The organism is Myxococcus xanthus, from assembly GCF_006402735.1.
In the GTDB taxonomy this organism is placed as follows: domain Bacteria; phylum Myxococcota; class Myxococcia; order Myxococcales; family Myxococcaceae; genus Myxococcus; species Myxococcus xanthus_A.
Genome location: NZ_CP017174.1, coordinates 6433400 through 6452798 on the forward strand (window position 1 = coordinate 6433400; position 19399 = coordinate 6452798).

Here is a 19399-nt window from a genome sequence, read left to right on the forward strand (position 1 = left end):
GACCGGCTATCCTGCCTCAAGTCGCTCTGAGCCCGCGCCCTGCGCCTCGCGTCAGGAGGCCGCGACACCGGGCGCGTCACCGTCCCCGGCTGGACGTCGCATGAGCTGGGCCTTGCCATACGTGAGTGAGCGCCACAGCCACTCCGCGGGACCGAAGCGGAAGCGAGACAGCCACAGGTGGCTGAGCACCACCTGCGCCGCGAAGACGATGCAGCAGATGACGACGATGCGCGACGGCGGCAGCTTGCCGATGAAGCCCAGCCCCCAGCCGTCATAAATCCAGATGCTCACGGCGGACTGCATCAGGTAGTTCGTCAGCGCCATGCGTCCTACCGGAGTCAGGACGCCCAGCCAGCGGCGCCACCGCTCGCGCTGGAAGAGCAGCGCGAAGGCCGCCACGTAGGCCGCGCCCATGGCGATGTAGCCCGGCTCCTGGAGGCTATTGAGGAGCATCATCCAGGGCCCCTGCGGCTCCCACTCCAACACGCCAGCCTTGCGCAGGCGATACAGCACGAGCCCGCTCCCATTGAGCGCCAGCCCCACACCCAGGCCCCAGGCCAGAATCCGGCGAAGCAACGCGCGGTGACGCGCCACGTCCTGGAGCAGGAGCAGACGGCCCGCCAGCAGGCCCAGAAGGAAGCGCCCGAGGATGAGGCTCATCCAGAGCACGCGCCGGAAGCCGCCCCCCAGATTCTCCAGGAAGAAGCGCGCGTTGCCCACCTGCGCCGTCCAGAACGACTCGCTCGACAGCGCCGCCAGGGTGTCGGCTTTCAAGGCCCGATCCCTGGCCTGACTGGCCTTCACGGCCTCGGCCGCGGCCTCCGCGCCGTTCAGCAGGATGGGGGCGTAGCGAATGGCCGCGGGGACCAGAAATGGCATCACGGTGACAAGCCCCAGCGCCCAGAACAGCACCGTGCGGTTGGCGCGAGCACGGAAGGCCATCAGCAGGAAGCCCACCATCGCGTAGGTGTGGAGGATGTCCCCCGTCCACAACAGAAGGGCATGCGCCAGGCCGATGCCCAAGAGCACCAGCAACCGCCGGCTGTAGAGCGGCACCGCGGAGACACCCCGCGCCTCCGCCCGGGCGAGTTGGATGGAGAAGCCCAGTCCGAAGAGAAACGAGAAGATGGAGATGAACTTCTGCGTCACGAAGAGCTGGTAGATTCCGCTGACCACCTGCTCCAGCCCTGACGCTTCCAGCGGCGCGGCCGCCTCGCGCGGCATGAAAGCCCGGCCGCTGAGCCACATGAGGCTGTTGGAGACGAAGACACCCCACAGCGCGAAGCCCCGGAGTGCATCCAGCAAGATGACTCGCTCGGAGGCATCCACGGGACTCGCGCCAGGAGCGGTGCTCGCCGGGAGCGGACTCGATTCGGACATGCACGAAGCAGACACGCTCCGCCGACTGGCCGTCAATTCCGCCCAATCTTGGACGGCGGGACATGCGGGCCTGTCCCCTGCCGACACGGCGGGTGTGCTGTAGTGGCGCCCCGCTCCCCCGTCGGACAGGAGTCCGCCCTGTGAAAGTTTCGCACCTGCTGCCCCTGCTCATCTCACTGGCCGTGCCCGGCGGCCTCGCGCTCGCCGCGGAGACGCCTCCCGTCCTGGGCGGCCTCGACGCGCTCTACCCCGAGCTCGACGCGCTCTACCGCGACCTGCACCAGACGCCGGAGCTGTCCAACCAGGAAGCCAGGACGGCGGCGAAGCTGGCCGACCGGCTGCGCAAGCTCGGCTTCGAGGTGACGTCCAAGGTGGGCGGACACGGCGTCGTGGCCCTGCTCCGCAACGGTCAGGGCCCCACGGTGATGCTGCGCGCGGACATGGACGCGCTGCCCGTGGAGGAGAAGACGGGCCTGCCCTATGCGAGCAAGCAGAAGGCGAAGGACGCTGCGGGCGCGAGCACCTCGGTCATGCACGCGTGTGGCCATGACGTGCACATGACGTCGTTGTTGGGGACGGCCACGCTGCTGGCCCGTTCGAAGGACCGGTGGCGAGGAACACTGCTGCTGGTGGGCCAGCCAGCTGAAGAAGTGGGCGCGGGCGCCCGGCAGATGCTCCAGGACGGCCTCTTCAAGCGCTTCCCCAAGCCGGACTTCGCGGTGGCGCTCCACGTCAACACCGCCGCGGCGGGCACGGTGGAGTTCACCCCCGGCTATGCGATGGCGAGCGTGGACGGCGTTGAAATCACCCTGCATGGCAAGGGGGGACATGGCGCGTATCCCCACACCACCGTGGACCCGGTGGTGATGGCGGCGCGCGTCGTGCTGTCGCTCCAGACGCTCGTCAGCCGCGAGAAGAACCCGCTGGAGCCCGCGGTGGTGACGGTCGGCGCCATTCATGGCGGCACCAAGCACAACATCATCCCCGATGACGTGAAGCTCCACCTCACCGTGCGCTCGTACAAGCCCGAGGTCCGCAAGGCCCTGCTGGACGGCATCGAGCGCATCGCCAAGGCGGAGGCCATGGCCTCCGGCGCGCCCCGTCCACCCGACATCGCCATCACCGAGGGCACGCCCTCCACCTTCAACGACCCCGCACTCACCCGGAGGCTGGTGGGCGCGGTGTCCCGCGTCCTGGGCGAGAAGAACCTCCAGGAGGCGCCTCCCGTCATGGGCGGCGAGGACTTCTCCGAGTACGGGCGAGCGGGCGTTCCCGCCGTGATGCTCTGGCTCGGCTCCACCGAGCCGCGGCAATACGCCCAGGCGAAGGCCGCGGGGACAGCGTTGCCCTCGATGCACTCGCCCCTCTTCGCGCCGGACCGCGAGCGCACGCTGCGCACGGGCGTCACCACGCTGACCACCGCCGCCCTGGAGCTGCTCGACAAGCCGTGATGGCCGGGAAGCGCTCAGCGCCTTGCCCCGGGCCGGCACCTGTTCGGCGACGGGGTTCGCGAGACGCCCACGCTGATTTGACTCGGAGGAATGCGAAACCGTAGACAGGGCTCCTCTCGCATCGCGACAGGATGTCCCCCTTGCTCAATCGCAATCATTCCCTGCGAGCCCTGCTGGGGGCTTCGCTGTGGTGGGTCGCCTCCGGCTTCCAATCCGAGGCCATCGTCAGTCACGAAGGCACGGTCCGCAGTGGCACCTCCGTCTCGCTGAGCCTCCAGGTCTCCTCCGGGCCCAGCCAGACCTCCACGCGCACCGGTCAGCTGGTGGCCTGCATCGCCCTGCCCGGGGGCTGGCAAGCGCCGGGCGGCAGCTACACTCATGCCGGCTCAGCGGCCACCGCCGCGCAGCCGGGCGCCCCGGAGCTCTCCGCCGAGGCCCAGTCCGCCTGGCCGGTCAACGGCGCCACCTGGCACTGCCTGGTGTCGGAAAACGTGACCACGACGAACCAGGAGGTCCAATCGACCGCGCAGCTCACGCTCCCCGTGCCCGCGGCGGCCCAGGGGGCCTACCGGGTGCGGTACCAGAGCGGGTTCCGCGAGATGACGCCTCCGGTCGGAGGGGGGCAGGCTCCGACCTACCAGCCCACGGACTTCTCGGGACGCCTGGAGCGCCTGCTCCACGTCAACGTGGCCCCCGCCACCACCTTCGACGACTGGCAAGCGGGCGTCGCCACCGGCATCTTGGTGACGCCGTCCGTGACGCGCGCATGGCATGGCAACGGGACGTTCCTGGCGGCGGCCACGGGCAACACGGAGCTGCTGCGCTCCTCGGACGGGCGCCAGTGGACGGGCTTCGTTCCCGTGTCGGAGGGGACCACGTCGCCCCTCCCGCTGGAGCGGCTGGTCTACTCCCAGCGCAAGTGGTTCGGCGTGTCGAACGGGCGCATCGTCGTCTCGTCCGACAACGCGCATACCTGGGCCCCCGCCTACCAGGACCCGGCGCCCGGGGGCCGGCGCTTCCTGGAGCTCGCGCTCAGCGGAAACCGGATGGTCGCGGTGGGCACCGCGGGCCTCATCGCCAGCTCCACGGACGGCCAGCGCTGGACCGATGAGAGCATCAACGGCGCCTATGATGTCGTGACGCTGGTGCCCGGTCAGAGCAGCTTCCTCGCCGTGGCCAACCCGATGGCGGGCGCGCCCTCCCAGCTTCCCGTTCTCGTGCGGCCCCAGGGCGCTGGCGCCGCCTGGGAGGTGTTCCAGCCCGCCACGCTGTCCGGGCTCACCATCGCCCAGCTCACCGCTGGCAATGGCCGCTTCCTCGCCTTCGCCCGGCCCAACCAGGTTCCCCCTCCGCCGCCCCTGGCCGCGGAGCCGACGAGCGGATTCTTCCTCTCCGAGGACCTCGGCAGCACCTGGACGCGCGTGGAGAGCCTCCAGCTTCCCGCTGACGCTCCGTCGCCCACCCCGCTCATGACGTTCGTGGACCAGAGCTTCGTCGTCAGCTGGACAGCCGTCGACCCGCAGTTCGTGGAAGTGCTGCCCCCGTTCGAGTTGCAGGTGTCGGCGGATGGCAAGGAATGGACGGCGCACCCGACGGGCGCGGGCGGCAACTATGCGTCCACGGCCTTCGCCTCGGGTGAGACGTCGGTGGTCGCGGTGAGCCAGCGGCGCCTGCTGGTGGCCACGCGCCGGCCCTGGCCGCTGCCGGAGCTCCTCACGGAGACGCTGCCCCCGTTCCGGCTGGGCACGGCCGCCAACGTGGTGCTGAGCACGCGCGGCTCGGGCACCCTGACGTTCGAACTGGAGGGCACGCTGCCCTCGGGCCTGACGTTCACCCCCACGACGGGCACCTTCACCGGCACGCCCGCGCAGTCGGGCAGCACCGCCGTCACCGTCCGGGTCCGCGACGCGCGCGGCGGTGTGGCGGCGCGCACGTACAGCGTGGACGTGGTCGGCACGATGAGCATCTCCAGCGACGCGCTTGCGTCCGCGACCCAGGGCACCGCGTACGAGGCGCGCTTCACCGTCCAGGGAGGCCGGGCGCCGTATACGTGGAGCCTGGGCGGCGGCACCGTGCCCGGCGGCCTGACGCTTCAGCAGCGCGACGGCGCCTACGTGCTGAGCGGGATTCCGACCGCCAGCGGCACCTTCCCGCTGACGGTGCGGGTGACGGACTCGGCGAACCAGACGGCGGCGCGGAGCGTGTCGCTGCAGGTAGCGCCCACGCCTCCTCCGGTGGAGGACAAGGGTGACGCGCCCAGCGGCTGTGGTTGCAACGGCGGCGGCGCGGGCGTCCAGGCCCTGGGGCTGGCGGCGCTGGCGCTGATTGGCCGAGCCCGCCGCAAGCGCTGACCCTGCGATGACCTGACGTCCTCTCCATCCAGGAGAGGGCGTCAGCCCAAGGAGCCCCTATCCCTTCTTCGGGGTGTACACGGCCCGCGCCGCGGCGATGCGGGGCATGCTGTCCTCAATCCAATCCGCGAGCGCCTCCACGCGCGTGGCGACTTCCTCCCCCAGCGGCGTGAGGCTGTAGTCCACGTGCGGCGGAATCACCGGGTGGACTTCACGGAGCACGAAGCCGTCCTGCTCCAGGGCCTGGAGCGTCTGCGACAGCATCTTCTCGCTCACGCCCGCCACCCTCCGGCGCAGCTCGCTGAAGCGACGCGTGCCTTCCAGCAGCGCAATCAAGACCAGGACGCCCCAACGGCTCGTCACGTGGTCCAGCACGCCTCGGGAAGGACATGAGGGCACGTACAGGTTGCCCCGCTCCACCGCCAGCTTCGCCATCTTCCGCGCCAGCGGCCCCGGACGCTTGTTCGCGCTCATGTTAGTAGCTTACCAAAAAGTGGGTACTTACTAGAAGTTAGTGACATCGTTAGGTTCCTCTCGCGTCTGGAAAACCCTCCACGACAGGAGATGTGAACCCCATGATTCTTGTGACTGCGGCAACGGGTAAGCTGGGCCGTCTGGTCGTCACGGGCCTGCTCGAAAAGGTCCCTGCCAAGGACATCGCCGTCGCCGTGCGCGACCCGAGCAAGGCCTCCGACCTGGCGGCCAAGGGCGTCCAGGTCCGTCAGGCGGACTACAGCAAGCCGGAGACGCTCGGACCCGCGTTGGCCGGAGCGGACAAGGTGCTCCTGATTTCGTCCAGCGAGGTCGGCCAGCGCGCGGTGCAACACCAGGCCGTGGTGGACGCCGCGAAGAAGGCAGGCGTCCGGCTGCTTGCATACACCAGCATCCTGCACGCGGATACCTCGGGCCTTGTGCTCGCCGGCGAGCACAAGGCGACCGAGGAGGCGATTCGAGCGTCCAGCATCCCCTTCGTCTTCCTGCGCAACGGCTGGTACACGGAGAACTACACGGAGAACCTGGCACCCGCGCTGGCACACGGCGCACTCATCGGCAGCTCAGGTCAGGGCCGCTCCGCCGCCGCCACCCGGGCGGACTACGCCGCCGCCGCGGTGGCCGTGCTCACCAGCACGGGCCATGAGAACAAAATCTACGAGCTGGCCGGCGACACCGCCTTCACCGCCGCCGAGCTGGCCGCCGAGGTGTCCCGCCAGGCGGGCACGACGGTCGTCTACAAGGACCTGTCACAGGCTGACCATGCCGGCGCGCTCATCGGCGTGGGCGTCCCCGCCCCCTTCGCCGAGTTGCTGGCGGACTCCGATGCGGGCGTGGCGCGCGGTGAGATGAACGACAGCTCCGGCGACTTGCGTCGGCTCATCGGGCGGCCCACGACGCCGCTCGCGGACGCGGTGGCGGCGGCCGTCAAGCGCTGAGCCCGACGCCCCCAGATTCCAACCCGGCCCGCGTGAACGCGCGGGCCGTCAGTTGCCCAGCCGCGTCAGCAGCCACTCCCGGACGTAGGCCCAGTCGCGCTTCACGGTGACGGGCGACACGCCCAGCACGGCGGCGGTGTCCAGCAGGTCCAGACCCACGAAGTAGCGCAGCTCCAGCATGCGCGCGAGCCGCGGCTGGAACGTGTCCAGCTCCGAGAGCGCTCGGTCCAGCTCCAGCACCTCCATGCTCAAACCCGCCGGGACATCCGCTTCCACGTCCCCCAGGCTCACCCGCTCCAGCCGGGCCTCGCGGACCTGCGCCCTGCGCAGCCGCGTCCGGTCCACCATCACCCGCCGCATGGCCTGCGCCGCGGCGCTGAAGAAGTGACGCCGCGCCTCCACCGGAGCCCCCGCGCTGAACAGACGCAGCCAGGCCTCCTTCACCAACACCGCGGGTTGCAGTGACGGCGTCGACACCGCATCGGACATGGCCCGCTGCGCCATGTCCCGCAGCTCCTGGTAGGCCGCCGCCATCAACGCATCCCGCGCGCCCTGCTCGCCCTTCCGCGCGTGGTCCAGTAGCTCTGTCAGCTCCGACATGCCCACATTCACCTCCAGGCCAGACGGGTTCGCCGCCCCCACAGAAACTACGCCCTCAACGAGAAAGCTTGGAAAGCTGGGGCAGATACCCCTCACGGTGCAACGATTTCCCCGACCGGAGGGGTTGGGAAACGACAGTGCCCCACAGCGGGAGGCGTTCACCCCCTGACGTCAGGCCGAGGCGTGCCCGCAGGCACGGCGGAAGCAGGGCATTCCGGTATTTCCCTGAGTCGTGCTAGCGAGCCGCTCGCGTCCGGCGGGCCACACCCTCCGTCCGGGCGCAACCACCCTACGTGCCCGGGAGTCGCCATGAAGCCGCTGCTGTCCGCCCTGCTGCCGTTGCTGTGTCTTGCCTCCGGCGCCTCCGCCGCGCCGCAAGCGCCCGTCGCCGTGCGGTCCGACCTGACCTTCCTGTCCGGACCGCCCACGCTGACCTTCGCCGCGGACTGGGGCGTCACCCTCAGCGGCCAGCCGGAGGCGGGCGGCGCGCTGGACATCGTCTATGACACCTCGCGCCTGCCGCTGTGCCGGGGCACCGGGTGGACCATCACCGGCTTCGCCATGTCGAACCGGGGCCCGGTGCAGAGCTTCCCCGTGGCGGATGCCACCACGGTGGGCGCCATCGCGCAGACGCAGCTGGCCCTGGCCCAGGGCGGCACGCTCGAGCTGTGGTTCCAGAACACGGACGCCACCGGCTGCTCCAACTGGGATTCGAACCTCCAGTACAACTTCCACACGTGGGTGACGCAGAACCCGACGATTTCGTTCCACCCCGCGCCGGCGTGGACGTACACGGTCCACGGAACGCTCCAGGGCGGCACCACGCTGATGGTGGACTACGACATCGGCCGCATCGCCCAGTGCCGGGCGCAGTACCTGAACTTCAAGGCCTGGGGCACCACGGCGTACTACCGCATCAACGGCGGCCCGGTGACGATGCTCAGCCTGACGGCGAGCTGGGGTGAATGGGACGCCCAGTTCTGGAGGCAGATCCCCGCCTTCATTCCGCTGCCGCCCGGCCCCGCGACGCTGGAGCTGTGGTTCTCCACCCAGGACCGCAAGGGCTGCCAGCAGTGGGACTCGCGCCACGGGCAGAACTACGTCTTCGCCATCCAGTGAGCCTCCGCGCCCCGCAAGAACAAGGCCACCACCAGCAAAACAGGCTTGCGCGTCAAACGCCGACATTGCGTGCGCCAGGGACGCATCGAACGAGGTGCGCGTCTTCCAGGGACGCCCCCCTGACGAGAGTCCCCTGACTGGGCGCGCCTCTCACGCCCCCAGCGACAGGAGCCGCTCCACCGCCGCGCGCACGTCGCGCAGCAGCGCCGGGTCCGTCACCGCGACGAAGATGGTGTCATCCCCCGCCACCGTCCCCGCGAGCCCCGGCAACTCCCGCTCCTTGTCCAACGCCAGCGCGAGCACCGGCGCGAAGCCCGGCGCCGTTCGAATCACCAGCAGGTTGGGGGGCGCTTCCAGGATGGTGACGCGGGGCCGCTCCGGCATCACCGCGGGCGTGGCCGGCATGCGCTGATAGCGCCCACCCACCTTCAAGATGCCCAGCTTCTTCAGGCGCCGCGACAGCGTCGACTGGCTTGGCGCCTGGCCTTCGGCCTCCAGGAGCTGCTGCAGCACGGCCTGATCGCCGATCTCCCGCTCCGCGATGAGCCGCAGGATGGCCTCGTCCAGATTCATTCCCACCACCATGCATCCCCGTGAATATTCATGCAAGAACATGCATGCGCCCGTTGCGAATAATCCGCTTGCGCGGCGCGTCTTTCTGCATAATATCCGCCGCCTTTTCGCGGCAATGCACGCATTTTCACGCATATTCATCACGAATATGCAGGCAGCCGCTGCCGGGGAGGACAGGCCCATGAAGCACGTCACGCACATCAAGGATCTGGGGCCCGAGGGCGTGGAGGCGGTGCTCGCGCAGGCGGCCGCGTGGAAGCAGAAGGGCCCGGAGCACGCGCTCTTCGCCAACGCGCTGCTGGGGATGGTGTTCTTCAACCCGTCGCTGCGCACGCGCACCTCGTTCGAGGCCGTCATGCTGCGCGGCGGCGGCAACGCCATCATCCTGGACGTGGGCGCCGGCGTCTGGAAGCTGGAGCACCGCGAAGGCGCGGTGATGAACGCGGACCGGGCCGAGCACCTCAAGGAGGCCGCGCCCGTCCTGTCGCGCTTCGTGGACATGCTGGGCGTGCGCACCTTCTCGCAGGGCGGCGGTGACGAGGAGGACGAACTCGACCCCGTCATCAACGCGTTCCGCAAGTGGTCCACCGTACCGGTGGTGAGCATGGAGTCCGCGCGCGAGCACCCCTGCCAGGGTCTGGCGGACATGCTGACGCTGCGCGAGACGTTCGGAAGCACGAAGAAGCTGCCGGTGACGCTGACGTGGGCGCCGCACATCAAGCCGCTGCCCAAGGCCGTGCCCAACTCCTTCCTGCTGAGCGCGGCGGCGGCCGGCTGTGAGATTCGCGTGGCCCACCCTCCCGGGTTCGACCTGCACCCGGCCGTCCGCGCCGAGGCGGAGGCGTACGCCAAGGCCACGGGCGGCAGCGTCACCTATACGCACGACCAGGACGAGGCCCTGGCCGGCAGCCGCGCCGTCTACGCCAAGTCGTGGGGCCCCACGGCCGCGGCGGCGTTTTCGCCCAACGACGTCACCGCGCTGCTCGCGTCCTACTCCGGCTGGATGCCCACGCGCCTGACGATGTCGCGCGCGCAGAAGGACGCGGCCTTCCTCCACTGCCTGCCCGTGCGCCGTAACGTGGAGGTGGCCGATGAGGTTCTGGACCACCCGAACAGCCGCGTCGTAGACGAGGCCGGCAATCGCTACCACGTCCAGCGGGCGCTGCTGCACTGGATGCGTTCGCGCTGAGCGGCCCCTCCGCATTCTTCCTTTCCTGACTTCGAGGTCTCACGTGCCCCTTTCGCCCGACCCCTACTCCGCGCTTCGCAACGCGGCGAAGTACGTGCAGCAGTTCCGCCGCAAGACGTTCGTGGTGAAGCTCGGCGGCGCCATGCTGAGCGACCCGCGTCTGCGCCGCGCCGCGTGCGAGCAGATTGCCCTGCTGTGGACCTTCTCCATCCGCCCCGTCGTGGTGCACGGCGGCGGCCCGGAGCTGGACACGCTGTGTGACGCCCTCCACCTGCCGGTGGAGAAGGTGGCCGGCCGCCGCGTCACCTCCGCGCCCGTGCTGGACGCGGCGAAGATGGTGCTCGCGGGCAAGCTACACACGGACCTGCTGGCGGACCTCCAGGCGGCGGGCGTGCCCGCGGTGGGCCTGAGCGGCGTGGACGCCGGCCTCATCAAGGCGCGCAAGCGTCCGCCCGTCATGGTGACGGAGGCCGGGGCCACCGAGGGCAAGCTGGTGGACTACGGCCTGGTGGGTGACATCGAGCAGGTGGACACCCGCGTGGTGGAGCACCTGCGCTCGGCCGACTACGTGCCCGTCATCGCGCCCCTGTCGGGTGGCACGGACGGCGCCGTGTACAACACCAACGCGGACACCGTGGCCGCGGCGCTGGCGGTGGCGCTGTCCGCCGAGAAGCTCTTCTTCCTGGTCCAGGTTCCGGGCCTGCTGAAGAACGTGAGCGACCCGTCGTCGCTCGTCACGCTGGCCAACCTCACGGACCTGGCCACCATGGAGAGCACCGGCGCCATCGCGGGCGGCATGAAGCCCAAGGCGCACGCCATCCGCCACGCGCTCGTGGGCGGCGTGGGCAGCGTGCACCTGGTCAGCGGCGTGCAGCCCAACGCGCTCCTGGAGGAGGTCTTCACCAACGAGGGCAGCGGCACCATGGTCGTGCGGGAGAACGCGCAGAAGCCCGCGGGGGCGGTGGGATGACGGCGGCGGAGCTGCTCCAGGCGCTGGTGGCCATCCCCAGCGTGTCGGGTGACGAGGGCCGCATCGCGGACACCGTGTCCGGGTGGGCCGAAGGCTGGGGCGCGCGCGTCCAGCGGCAGGGCCACAACGTGTGGTTCTCCGTGGGGAGCGGGCCGCGCCGGCTGCTCGTCAACTCGCACCTGGACACGGTGAAGCCGTGCGCCGGGTGGACGTACGAGCCTCACGCGCCCGTGTGGCGCGAGGACCGCCTGTACGGCCTGGGCAGCAATGACGCCAAGGGGTGCGTGACGGGCATGCTGCTCGCCGCGCGAACCCTGCTGGCCGAAGGCGCGCCCACGGGCGCGGAAGTCGTGTTCGCGTTCACCGCGGAGGAAGAGACGGGAGGCCAGGGACTGGGAACGCTGTTGCCCAATCTGGGCCCGCTGGACGCCGCCATCGTCGGCGAGCCCACCAGCCTCAAGCCCTGCACCGCCCAGCGCGGCATGCTGCTGCTTCGCTGCACCGCGCACGGCAAGAGCGCGCACGTCGCGCATGCGCACGCCACGGAGGCGGTCAACGCCATCCACCTGGCGGCCACCGACATCGCGGTGCTGGCCGAGCTGCGCTTTCCGCCCCACCCGCTCCTGGGCGAGGCCCGGGCACAGGTGACGCAGGTGTCCGGTGGCCTGGCGCGCAACCAGGTGCCGGACCGGTGCGAGTTCTTCGTGGACCTGCGCACCACGCCGGGCATGGAGCACGCGATGGTGGCCCGGCAGGTGGCGGGCGCGTTGAAGAGCGAAGTGAAGGTCCATTCGGAGCGCTACCTGCCGAAGGCGACGTCGGCGGAGCAGCCCATCGTCCGCGCGGCGGTGGCCGCGTCGGGCGCGCAGCCGGTGGGCTCCAGCACGGCGTCGGACTGGGCCTTCCTGGGGGACATCCCCGCGGTGAAGGTGGGCCCTGGCGACACGCTGCGCAGCCACCTGGCGGACGAATTCATCACCCGGGCGGAGCTGGAAGCCGGCGCCGCCTTCTACACGCAACTGGTTCGGGGTTACTTCGAGGAGGTGGCTCGTGGCTGACACGCTGTGGGGCAAGGGCCTTCCCCTGGACGCGGCCATCCACCGCTTCACGGTGGGCAACGACCCGGTGGTGGACCTGGCGCTGGCGCCGCATGACGCGCTCGGCTCGGCCGCGCACGCGCGGATGCTGGCGCGCGTGGGCCTGCTGAAGGACGCGGAGGCCAAGGCCCTGGTGACGGCGCTCAAGGCGCTGCACGACGAGGCCCGCGCGGGCACGTTCGTCATCCGTCCCGAGCAGGAGGACGGCCACACCGCCCTGGAAGCGGCGCTGGTGGAGCGCGTGGGCGAGCCGGGCAAGCGCATCCACCTGGGGCGTTCTCGCAATGACCAGGTGCAGCTGGCCCTGCGCCTGCTGCTGCGTGAAGAGGTGCTCACGCTGGGCGCGCGGGCGGCGGAGCTGGCGGGGGCCTTCCTGGACTTCGCGCAGGCGAACAAGGACGTGGCGCTGCCGGGCTACACGCACCTGCGCCGGGCCATGCCTTCCACCTTCGGCCTGTGGGGCATGGCCTTCGCGGAAGGACTGCTGGAGGAGTTGGAGGCGCTGCGCGGCGTGTGGGCTCGGCTGGACCGCTGCCCGCTGGGCGCGGCGGCGGGCTTCGGCGTGCCGCTGCCCATCGACCGGGAGTACGTGGCGGCGCTGCTTGGTTTCTCGCGCGTGCAGCGCAGCCCCATCGACGTGCAGAACGGACGCGGCCGTCATGAGTCCGCGGTGCTGGGTTGGGCCTGCTCGGTGGTGGGCACGCTGGAGAAGTGGCTGTGGGACGTGCAGCTCTACAGCATGGACGAGTTCGGCTTCCTCGGGCTGCCGGACGCGTACACCACGGGCTCGTCCATCATGCCGCAGAAGAAGAACCCGGACGTCGTGGAGCTGGCCCGGGGCCGCTGCCGCGAGCTGCGCGGGCTGGCGCATCAGGTGGAGGCCGTCGCGGGCGGACTGCCCTCCAGCTACCACCGCGACTTCCAGTTGCTGAAGTCCCCCACCCTGACGGCGCTGGGCTCCACGCGGGAGCTGTTGGACGTGCTCACCCGGCTGGTGCCAGCGCTCCAGGTGAAGGCGGACGCGGCGGCGCGCGCCAGCGATGACACGCTGTACGCGGCGCACCACGCCTATGCGCTGGTGGCCCAGGGACAGGCCTTCCGTGATGCCTACAAGCAGGTGGGCCGCGAGCTGGTGGAAGGAACGTTCCGTCCAGACCGCGGCGCCCTGACGGCCACCCACCTGGGTGGCGCCGGCAACCTGGGCCTGCCCCAGGCCCGGGAAGAGCTGGCCGCCTCGCGCGACTGGCTCGATGAGACGCACCGCTCGGTGGCCGACGCCGCCGGGCGCGTCTGGACGGTCTGAACCGCATCCCCGTGAGGAGCGAATCATGAGCAACAAGAAGAACGTGGTGCTGGCCTTCTCCGGCGGACTCGATACCGCTTTCTGCGCCGTCTACCTGCGCGAGCAGGGCTACGACGTCACCACCGTCACGGTGGACACCGGCGGCTTCCCGCCCGAGCAGTTGGAGCGCATCGCCGCGCTGTCCAAGCAGTTGGGCGCGGTGGAGCACGTGACGGTGGACGCGCGCGAGACGCTCTTCCAGGGCTACCTGCGCTACCTCATCGCCGGCAACGTGCTGCGCGGCCAGGTCTACCCCCTGAGCGTGTCCGCGGAGCGGGCCTGCCAGGCGGTGGAGGTCGTCCGCGTGGCGCGTGAGAAGGGCACCCAGGCACTGGCGCACGGCAGCACGGGCGCGGGCAATGACCAGGTGCGCTTCGACGTGGCCTTCCGCTCGCTGGCGCCGGAGCTGGAGCTGCTCACGCCCATCCGCACGCTGTCCCTGAGCCGTCAGCAAGAGCTGTCCTACCTGGCCGAGCGCGGCGTCCACATGCCCCCGAAGCTGGGCTCCTACTCCGTCAACGAGGGCATGTGGGGCACCTCCGTGGGCGGCGCCGAGACGCTGGACTCCTGGAAGGCGCTGCCCGAGGCGGCCTTCCCTGGCGGCGAGCTGCCGCAGGACTTGAAGCCCCGTCCGCTCACGGTGACCTTCGAGAAGGGCGTCCCGGTGGCGCTGGACGGCGAGAAGCTGGGCCCCGTGAAGCTGGTGGAGGCGCTCAACGCGCTGGGGCGCACCTACGGCATCGGCCGGGGCGTGCACCTGGGTGACACCATCCTGGGCATCAAGGGCCGCGTGGGCTTCGAGGCGCCGGCGGCGCACCTGCTCGTCACCGCGCACCGCGAGTTGGAGAAGCTGGTGCTCTCCGGCAAGCAGCTCTTCTGGAAGGAGTCGATGGGCAACCTCTATGGCTCGCTGCTGCACGAGGGCCACTTCTTCGACCCGCTGGTGAAGGACCTGGAGGCGTTCCTCAGCTCGTCGCAGGAGCGCGTGACGGGCGAAGTGCGGCTGGTGCTGCACCCGCGCACGCAGGTGGTGGAAGGCGTGCGTTCGCCGCACTCGCTGATGGACGCGAAGGTGGCGACGTACGGAGAGGCCAACGTGTTGTGGAACGGCTCGGAAGCCGCGGGCTTCGCCAAGCTGTACGGCGTCGCGCAGATGCTCTCGCATCGCGCGAAGTGAGGGTGCCATGAAGGTTTTCGTCGACAAGGTAGGCAGTGTCACCCGCAACCTCGGACTGGGGCGGACGGTCCACCTCGCGTCCGAGGTGAAGGCCGAGGAGGGCGCGGTGGTGGCCGTGCGCATCCACGGAGAGAAGAGCACGTACAACCAGCTCGAGGACGTGCACGGGCGCCTGGTGACGCTGCACGCCGGTGACATCGTCGTGGGCGCGCTGGGTCACCGCAACGCGCTGCACGGCTACGAGGGCGTGGTGCCGGCGTCCGTCACCGTGGGCGAGCGGCTGCACGTGCTCAACATGGGCGGCGTCATCGGCAAGTGCACGTCGCACAACCACGGCGTGGGCCTGCCCTTCGAGGCGGAGGTGCTGGGCCAGGTGCTGGAGTTCCCGGAGCTGATGTCGCGCACCGGGCAGCCGGCACACGTGTCCTCTGGCGCGCTGAAGGGCACGTCATCGCCGGTGAAGTGCCCCGTCGTCTTCGTGGTGGGCACCTGCATGAACGCGGGCAAGACGTTCGCCGCGGCGGCCATGGTGCGCAAGCTGGCGCAGGCGGGTTTCCGCGTGGGCGGCGCCAAGCTAACGGGTGTGTCGCTGATGCGCGACACGCTGAGCATGCAGGACTCCGGCGCGGACGTGGTGATGGACTTCACGGACGCGGGCATCGTCTGCACGGGGCCCCGCACGGGCGCGCGCGTGGCGAGGGTGCTCTTCTCCGAGCTGGCGGCGGAGAACGTGGACGTCATCGTCGCGGAGACGGGCGACGGCATCATGGGCGAGTACGGCGTGCAGGGCATCCTCGCCGACCCGGAGCTCAAGAGCCTGGCGGGGGCGTGGGTGCTGTGCGCCAACGACCCGGTGGGCGCGTCCGGCGGCGTGCGGCACCTGCGCGAGGCGTATGGCATCGAAGTGGACGTGGTGGCCGGGCCGGCCACGGACAACGCCGTGGGCGTGCGCTTCGTGGAGCAGGTGGTGGGCATCCCCGCTCGCAACGCCCGCGCGGACGCGGCGGCGCTGGGCGGACTCATCCTGGAAAAGCTCGCCCCCAAGCTGGGCGCGGGGAGGAAGTCATGACGCAGGTCAACATCTACATCCTGGGTGCCTCCGGCTTCGGCGGCGGCGAGCTCTTGCGCATCCTCTCCGGCCACCCGGCGGTGGGCAGCATCCGCGCGGTGTCGCGGCACCACGCCGGCGAGCCCATCCACAAGGTGCACCCGCACCTGCGCGGACTGGTGGAAGGCCGCTTCGAGGGCGAGCCCGACTGGAAGTGGCTGGCGGACTGCCAGCAGCCCGTCGTCTTCAGCGCACTGGGCCACGGTGACCTGGCCAAGCAGTTCGCGGGCCTGGAGAAGCAGTGGGCGGAGGTCGGCATCGCCGAGCGCCTGCTGCTGGTGGACCTGTCCTCCGACTTCCGGCTGGACCACCCGGGCCGCTACGCGGGTGCGTACGGCCGGCCCCACCCGTCCCCCGAGCTGCTGGGCACCTTCACCTACGGCCTCACCGAGTGGAAGCGCGACGCGGTGAAGACGGCGAAGCGCATCGCCAACCCGGGCTGCTTCGCCACGGCGGTGCAGCTGGCGCTCCTGCCCATCGCCTCCACGCCGGGACTGGGGCTGCTCGCGGTGTCCGGCGTCACGGGCTCGTCCGGCTCCGGCTCGCTGCCCGGTGAGGGCACGCACCACCCGACGCGCGCGCAGGACTTCCGCGCGTACAAGCCGCTGGAGCACCAGCACGAGGCCGAGGTCGAGGTCATGCTGGTGGCCCACGGCGCGCAGCGGCACCGGCTGGCCTTCGTCCCGCACTCGGCGCCCATGGTGCGCGGCATCTTCGCCACCGTGCAGTTCGAGTGGCCGGAGCACGGCGGCGCGGTGGTGACGGCGTCGCTGATGGAGCGCTACCGCCGCTACTACGAGGGCTCGAAGTTCGTGCGCATCGTCGAGGGCACGCCGCGCATCGCCGCGGTGGCCGGCAGCAACTTCTGCGACATCGCGGTGGCCACCAAGGGCCGCTCGGTGGCCGTCATGGCGGCGCTCGACAACCTGGTGAAGGGCATGGCCGGCCAGGCGGTGCAGAACTTCAACGTCGCACTGGGGCTGCCGGAAGACACGGCGCTGCGCCAGGCCGCCTGCTATCCGTAGGCTGCACGTCTTCCGGGCCTGGGCGCACGCGCCCGGGCCCACCGCTCGCGACGGGCGCTTCCTTCGCGAGCAACTCCCGCATCAACCTGCGTCCCAGGACGAGCCCCAGCAACAGGCTCACGACCATGCCGGTGGCAGACACGGCCGTCATCCACGTCTTCCCCTGCCCCAGCGAGCTGCCGAAGAGCGCCGTCAGCAGCGTCCCGGGGAGGGTGCCCACCACGGCGCCCAGCGCCAACGGGACGTAGCGAGCGCCTGACGCGGACGCCGTCGCCAGCATCACATCCGCCGGAATCACCGAGTTGATGCAAGCCAGGAAGCCCAGCTGGAAGCCGTGCTCGCGCGCCGCACGCTCGAACACCGGGTGTTTGTCCCCAGCCAGGCGCCGCATGGGCTTGCGGCCCAGCCTGCGCGCCAGGAAGTGGATGAGGCCCGCGGCCAGCAGCGTCCCGAGGAGCGCGTAGGCCGTGCCGGCGGCCATGCCGAAGAGGATGCCGCCCACCGCCGTGAAGAGCTGTCCGGGCAGCAGCGTCACCGGGCGCACCGTGAGGAGCAGGATGAAGGCCAAGGGCGCCAGCGCGCCCAGGGGACTCAGCCAGCCCGACAGCGTCTGCTGATCCAGGTATTGGGGCCCCAGCAGCCGCAGCCCCACGAGCAGGCCGACGGAGATGCAGAGCGGTCCGATGAGCTTGAGGCCCGCGCTCAGCCGTCCTCCCTTGGAGCGGGGGTGCTTGGACATGGCTCAAAGCTGGGAAGCCCCACGCGAGAAGGCAAGAGCAGCCAGGCGAGAGATGACGTCTTGCATTCCGCCTCACCCTGGCAATTTGCGATGTCTTCCGTGCGAGCGAGAACAACGTCGAGTGCGTCTCTGTTCAGCTCAACTGCGCTATGGTCCTGCGCCTTTGATCCAAACGGGTAAGGACGAATGCATTTCGAGTTGGCCTTCGTACTGATTTTCGCCATCGCGACCGCCGTGGCCATCGCCGCGCGGTACTTCAAAATCCCCTATACGGTTGCCCTGGTCGTCGCGGGTCTGCTGTTGGGTACGTTCAAGGCGTTCGAGCCGCCGCACCTCACGAAGGAGCTGCTCTTCGCCATCATCCTTCCAGGTCTGCTCTTCGAAGCGGCCTTCCACGTCGAGTTCCGCAAGTTCTGGAAGAACAAGATGGCCATCCACGCCCTGGCCATTCCAGGGCTCCTGGCCTCCGCGGGGCTCACGGCCTTCATCCTCACGCGCGTGGTGGATGGGTTGGACTTCGTCCATGGCTTCGGGATGCTGTCCGCGCTGGTGTTCGCGTCCGTCATCGTGTCCACGGACCCCATCGCCGTGGTGGCGCTCTTCAAGTCGCTGGGCGCGCCCAAGCGGCTGCTCATCCTGGTGGAGGGAGAGAGCCTGCTGAACGACGGTTCCGCCGTCGTGCTCTTCACGCTCATCGTCGCGGTCGCCACGGGTGGCCAGTTCACGGTGGGCGGCGCCATGTTCGACTTCATCAAGGTCTTCGGCATGGGCGTGCTGATGGGCAGCGCGGTGGGCTTCGCCGTCGCGCAGGTCATCAAGCGCGTGGACGACGCCATGGTGGAAATCACCCTCACGGTCATCGCGGCGTACGGCTCGTTCGTGCTCGCCGAGCACTTCCACTACTCGGGCGTCATCGCGTCGGTGGTGGCCGGCATGCTGTGCGGCAACTGGGCCACGCACGAGGGCATGAGCCCCGCCACCCGCATCGCGGTGGAGAGCTTCTGGGAGTACCTGGCGTTCGCGCTCAACTCCGTGGTGTTCCTCCTCATCGGCCTGGAGGTGCAGCTCTCCTCGCTGCTGGCCTCGTGGAAGCCCATCCTCGCCGCCTATGTGGCGGTGATGGTGGCCCGCGCCGTGGTCGTCTACGGTGTGTCCGCGCTGCTCCGCTTCACCAAGGAGAAGATTCCGTGGACCTGGAGCGCGGTGCTCACCTGGAGCGGCCTGCGTGGCGCCATCTCCATGGTGCTGGTGCTCGGTCTTCCCACGGACTTCCCGCACCGCGAACTGCTGGTGAACATGACGTTCGGCGTGGTGGTCCTCTCCATCATCTTCCAGGGCCTCACCATGGCGCCGCTGCTGCGCAAGCTGCGCATCACCGGCCTCAAGGACGCGTTCCAGGAGCAGTACGAGCTGGCCCGCGGCCGCCTGGGCGCCATCCACGCAGCGCTGGCCGCGCTGGAGAGCATGCGCCGCGCCCGGGAGATTCCGGGGGATGTGGTGACGCAACTGGAGAAGGACTACCAGGAGAAGGAAGTCGTCGCGGAGAAGGAGCTGACGGCGCTGAAGCAGCAGTCGATGCGCTTCCACGAGGAGGAGCACCAGGAAGCAGTCCGCCGCGTGCTCATCGTGGAGAAGGCGGCGCTGCTCAAGGCCTACCAGTCCGCCACCATTGGCAAGGAGGCCTTCGCACGGCTGACTGCGGATCTGGATGAGCGCATCGCCGCCGCGGACGCCGCAGAGAACCACGTGCCCACAGAGGGTGAGCCTCCGGCCGCGGCCGGCGCTGTGAGCGCCTGATTCACCCGGGCACGGCACATCCGCCTGATGACAGTCAGGCGGGTTTGCCGT

17 protein-coding genes are annotated in these 19399 nt (G+C 70.0%); 12 read left to right on the forward strand and 5 right to left on the reverse strand.

Translation table 11 applies throughout. The features are described 5' to 3' along the window. Positions 1 to 51: 51 nt before the first annotated feature. Positions 52 to 1380: a DUF418 domain-containing protein gene (locus BHS09_RS26145; protein ID WP_140794233.1), complete on the reverse strand. Its 1329-nt coding sequence runs from the start codon at positions 1378 to 1380 to the stop codon at positions 52 to 54. A 140-nt stretch (positions 1381 to 1520) separates the two neighbouring features. On the opposite strand from BHS09_RS26145, the gene BHS09_RS26150 reads away from it, so the two are divergent. After that, positions 1521 to 2831 carry an amidohydrolase gene (locus BHS09_RS26150; protein WP_140799424.1) on the forward strand — a complete coding sequence of 437 codons (1311 nt, stop codon included), beginning with the start codon at positions 1521 to 1523 and terminating at the stop codon, positions 2829 to 2831. Between the two features lie 131 nt (positions 2832 to 2962). Continuing rightward, positions 2963 to 5182, forward strand: a complete 2220-nt coding sequence (locus BHS09_RS26155; protein ID WP_140794235.1) for an Ig domain-containing protein — start codon at positions 2963 to 2965, stop codon at positions 5180 to 5182. A 57-nt stretch (positions 5183 to 5239) separates the two neighbouring features. Here the strand turns inward: BHS09_RS26155 and BHS09_RS26160 are convergent, their stop codons facing one another. Next, positions 5240 to 5656, reverse strand: coding sequence for a winged helix-turn-helix transcriptional regulator (locus tag BHS09_RS26160; RefSeq protein WP_140794236.1), 417 nt, complete (start codon positions 5654 to 5656; stop codon positions 5240 to 5242). 101 nt (positions 5657 to 5757) lie between these two features. Here BHS09_RS26160 and BHS09_RS26165 point away from each other — a divergent pair, with 101 nt between their 5' ends. Next, positions 5758 to 6612, forward strand: coding sequence for an SDR family oxidoreductase (locus BHS09_RS26165; protein WP_174260591.1), 855 nt, complete (start codon positions 5758 to 5760; stop codon positions 6610 to 6612). 48 nt (positions 6613 to 6660) lie between these two features. On the opposite strand, the gene BHS09_RS26170 is transcribed toward BHS09_RS26165, so the two are convergent. Next, positions 6661 to 7212: a sigma-70 family RNA polymerase sigma factor gene (locus BHS09_RS26170; RefSeq protein WP_140799426.1), complete on the reverse strand. Its 552-nt coding sequence runs from the start codon at positions 7210 to 7212 to the stop codon at positions 6661 to 6663. 309 nt (positions 7213 to 7521) lie between these two features. On the opposite strand from BHS09_RS26170, the gene BHS09_RS26175 reads away from it, so the two are divergent. Next, the gene (locus BHS09_RS26175) at positions 7522 to 8331 is read left to right on the forward strand and encodes a DUF6209 family protein (protein WP_140799427.1); all 810 of its coding nucleotides are present in this window, start codon (positions 7522 to 7524) and stop codon (positions 8329 to 8331) included. Positions 8332 to 8481: 150 nt separating this feature from the next. Here BHS09_RS26175 and BHS09_RS26180 read toward each other — a convergent pair whose 3' ends face one another. Continuing rightward, complete coding sequence (locus BHS09_RS26180) at positions 8482 to 8916, reverse strand: arginine repressor (protein WP_140794240.1); 435 nt, start codon at positions 8914 to 8916, stop codon at positions 8482 to 8484. Between the two features lie 169 nt (positions 8917 to 9085). On the opposite strand from BHS09_RS26180, the gene BHS09_RS26185 reads away from it, so the two are divergent. Genes BHS09_RS26185 through argC form a run of 7 tightly spaced genes read left to right on the forward strand, consistent with a single transcriptional unit; the run spans position 9086 to position 16812 of the window. Next, positions 9086 to 10093, forward strand: a complete 1008-nt coding sequence (locus BHS09_RS26185) for an N-acetylornithine carbamoyltransferase (protein ID WP_140799428.1) — start codon at positions 9086 to 9088, stop codon at positions 10091 to 10093. A 43-nt stretch (positions 10094 to 10136) separates the two neighbouring features. Next, entirely contained in the window at positions 10137 to 11063 is a 927-nt protein-coding gene (argB, locus tag BHS09_RS26190) for an acetylglutamate kinase (RefSeq protein ID WP_140794242.1), read from the forward strand. Next, the gene (locus BHS09_RS26195; RefSeq protein ID WP_140794243.1) at positions 11060 to 12121 is read left to right on the forward strand and encodes a M20/M25/M40 family metallo-hydrolase; all 1062 of its coding nucleotides are present in this window, start codon (positions 11060 to 11062) and stop codon (positions 12119 to 12121) included. Before argB ends, BHS09_RS26195 begins: the two co-directional genes overlap by 4 nt. After that, positions 12114 to 13463: an argininosuccinate lyase gene (gene argH / locus BHS09_RS26200; RefSeq protein WP_140794244.1), complete on the forward strand. Its 1350-nt coding sequence runs from the start codon at positions 12114 to 12116 to the stop codon at positions 13461 to 13463. Before BHS09_RS26195 ends, argH begins: the two co-directional genes overlap by 8 nt. Positions 13464 to 13488: 25 nt before the next feature. Then, positions 13489 to 14679, forward strand: a complete 1191-nt coding sequence (argG, locus tag BHS09_RS26205) for an argininosuccinate synthase (protein WP_140794245.1) — start codon at positions 13489 to 13491, stop codon at positions 14677 to 14679. A 7-nt stretch (positions 14680 to 14686) separates the two neighbouring features. Next, positions 14687 to 15748, forward strand: coding sequence for a DUF1611 domain-containing protein (locus tag BHS09_RS26210; protein WP_140794246.1), 1062 nt, complete (start codon positions 14687 to 14689; stop codon positions 15746 to 15748). Beyond that, entirely contained in the window at positions 15745 to 16812 is a 1068-nt protein-coding gene (gene argC, locus BHS09_RS26215) for an N-acetyl-gamma-glutamyl-phosphate reductase (RefSeq protein ID WP_140794247.1), read from the forward strand. The genes BHS09_RS26210 and argC overlap by 4 nt, the downstream gene beginning before the upstream one ends. Here argC and BHS09_RS26220 read toward each other — a convergent pair. Beyond that, the gene (locus tag BHS09_RS26220) at positions 16751 to 17551 is read right to left on the reverse strand and encodes a TVP38/TMEM64 family protein (protein WP_140799429.1); all 801 of its coding nucleotides are present in this window, start codon (positions 17549 to 17551) and stop codon (positions 16751 to 16753) included. The genes argC and BHS09_RS26220 overlap by 62 nt on opposite strands. A gap of 186 nt (positions 17552 to 17737) precedes the next feature. On the opposite strand from BHS09_RS26220, the gene BHS09_RS26225 reads away from it, so the two are divergent. Beyond that, a complete protein-coding gene (locus BHS09_RS26225; protein WP_140799430.1) occupies positions 17738 to 19348 on the forward strand; it encodes a Na+/H+ antiporter in 1611 nt (536 codons plus the stop codon). Positions 19349 to 19399 lie beyond the last annotated feature (51 nt).

Excerpts from the sequence above, each read along its gene's own strand:
- BHS09_RS26160 (WP_140794236.1), bottom strand. The coding sequence starts at position 5,656 with ATGAGCGCGAACAAGCGTCCGGGGCCGCTGGCGCGGAAGATGGCGAAG.
- BHS09_RS26195 (WP_140794243.1), top strand. The coding sequence starts at position 11,060 with ATGACGGCGGCGGAGCTGCTCCAGGCGCTGGTGGCCATCCCCAGCGTG.
- BHS09_RS26180 (WP_140794240.1), bottom strand. The coding sequence starts at position 8,916 with ATGGTGGTGGGAATGAATCTGGACGAGGCCATCCTGCGGCTCATCGCG.
- BHS09_RS26220 (WP_140799429.1), bottom strand. The coding sequence starts at position 17,551 with ATGTCCAAGCACCCCCGCTCCAAGGGAGGACGGCTGAGCGCGGGCCTC.
- BHS09_RS26145 (WP_140794233.1), bottom strand. The coding sequence starts at position 1,380 with ATGTCCGAATCGAGTCCGCTCCCGGCGAGCACCGCTCCTGGCGCGAGT.
- BHS09_RS26225 (WP_140799430.1), top strand. The coding sequence starts at position 17,738 with ATGCATTTCGAGTTGGCCTTCGTACTGATTTTCGCCATCGCGACCGCC.
- BHS09_RS26170 (WP_140799426.1), bottom strand. The coding sequence starts at position 7,212 with ATGTCGGAGCTGACAGAGCTACTGGACCACGCGCGGAAGGGCGAGCAG.
- BHS09_RS26175 (WP_140799427.1), top strand. The coding sequence starts at position 7,522 with ATGAAGCCGCTGCTGTCCGCCCTGCTGCCGTTGCTGTGTCTTGCCTCC.
- BHS09_RS26185 (WP_140799428.1), top strand. The coding sequence starts at position 9,086 with ATGAAGCACGTCACGCACATCAAGGATCTGGGGCCCGAGGGCGTGGAG.
- argC (WP_140794247.1), top strand. The coding sequence starts at position 15,745 with ATGACGCAGGTCAACATCTACATCCTGGGTGCCTCCGGCTTCGGCGGC.
- BHS09_RS26155 (WP_140794235.1), top strand. The coding sequence starts at position 2,963 with ATGTCCCCCTTGCTCAATCGCAATCATTCCCTGCGAGCCCTGCTGGGG.
- BHS09_RS26210 (WP_140794246.1), top strand. The coding sequence starts at position 14,687 with ATGAAGGTTTTCGTCGACAAGGTAGGCAGTGTCACCCGCAACCTCGGA.
- BHS09_RS26165 (WP_174260591.1), top strand. The coding sequence starts at position 5,758 with ATGATTCTTGTGACTGCGGCAACGGGTAAGCTGGGCCGTCTGGTCGTC.
- argG (WP_140794245.1), top strand. The coding sequence starts at position 13,489 with ATGAGCAACAAGAAGAACGTGGTGCTGGCCTTCTCCGGCGGACTCGAT.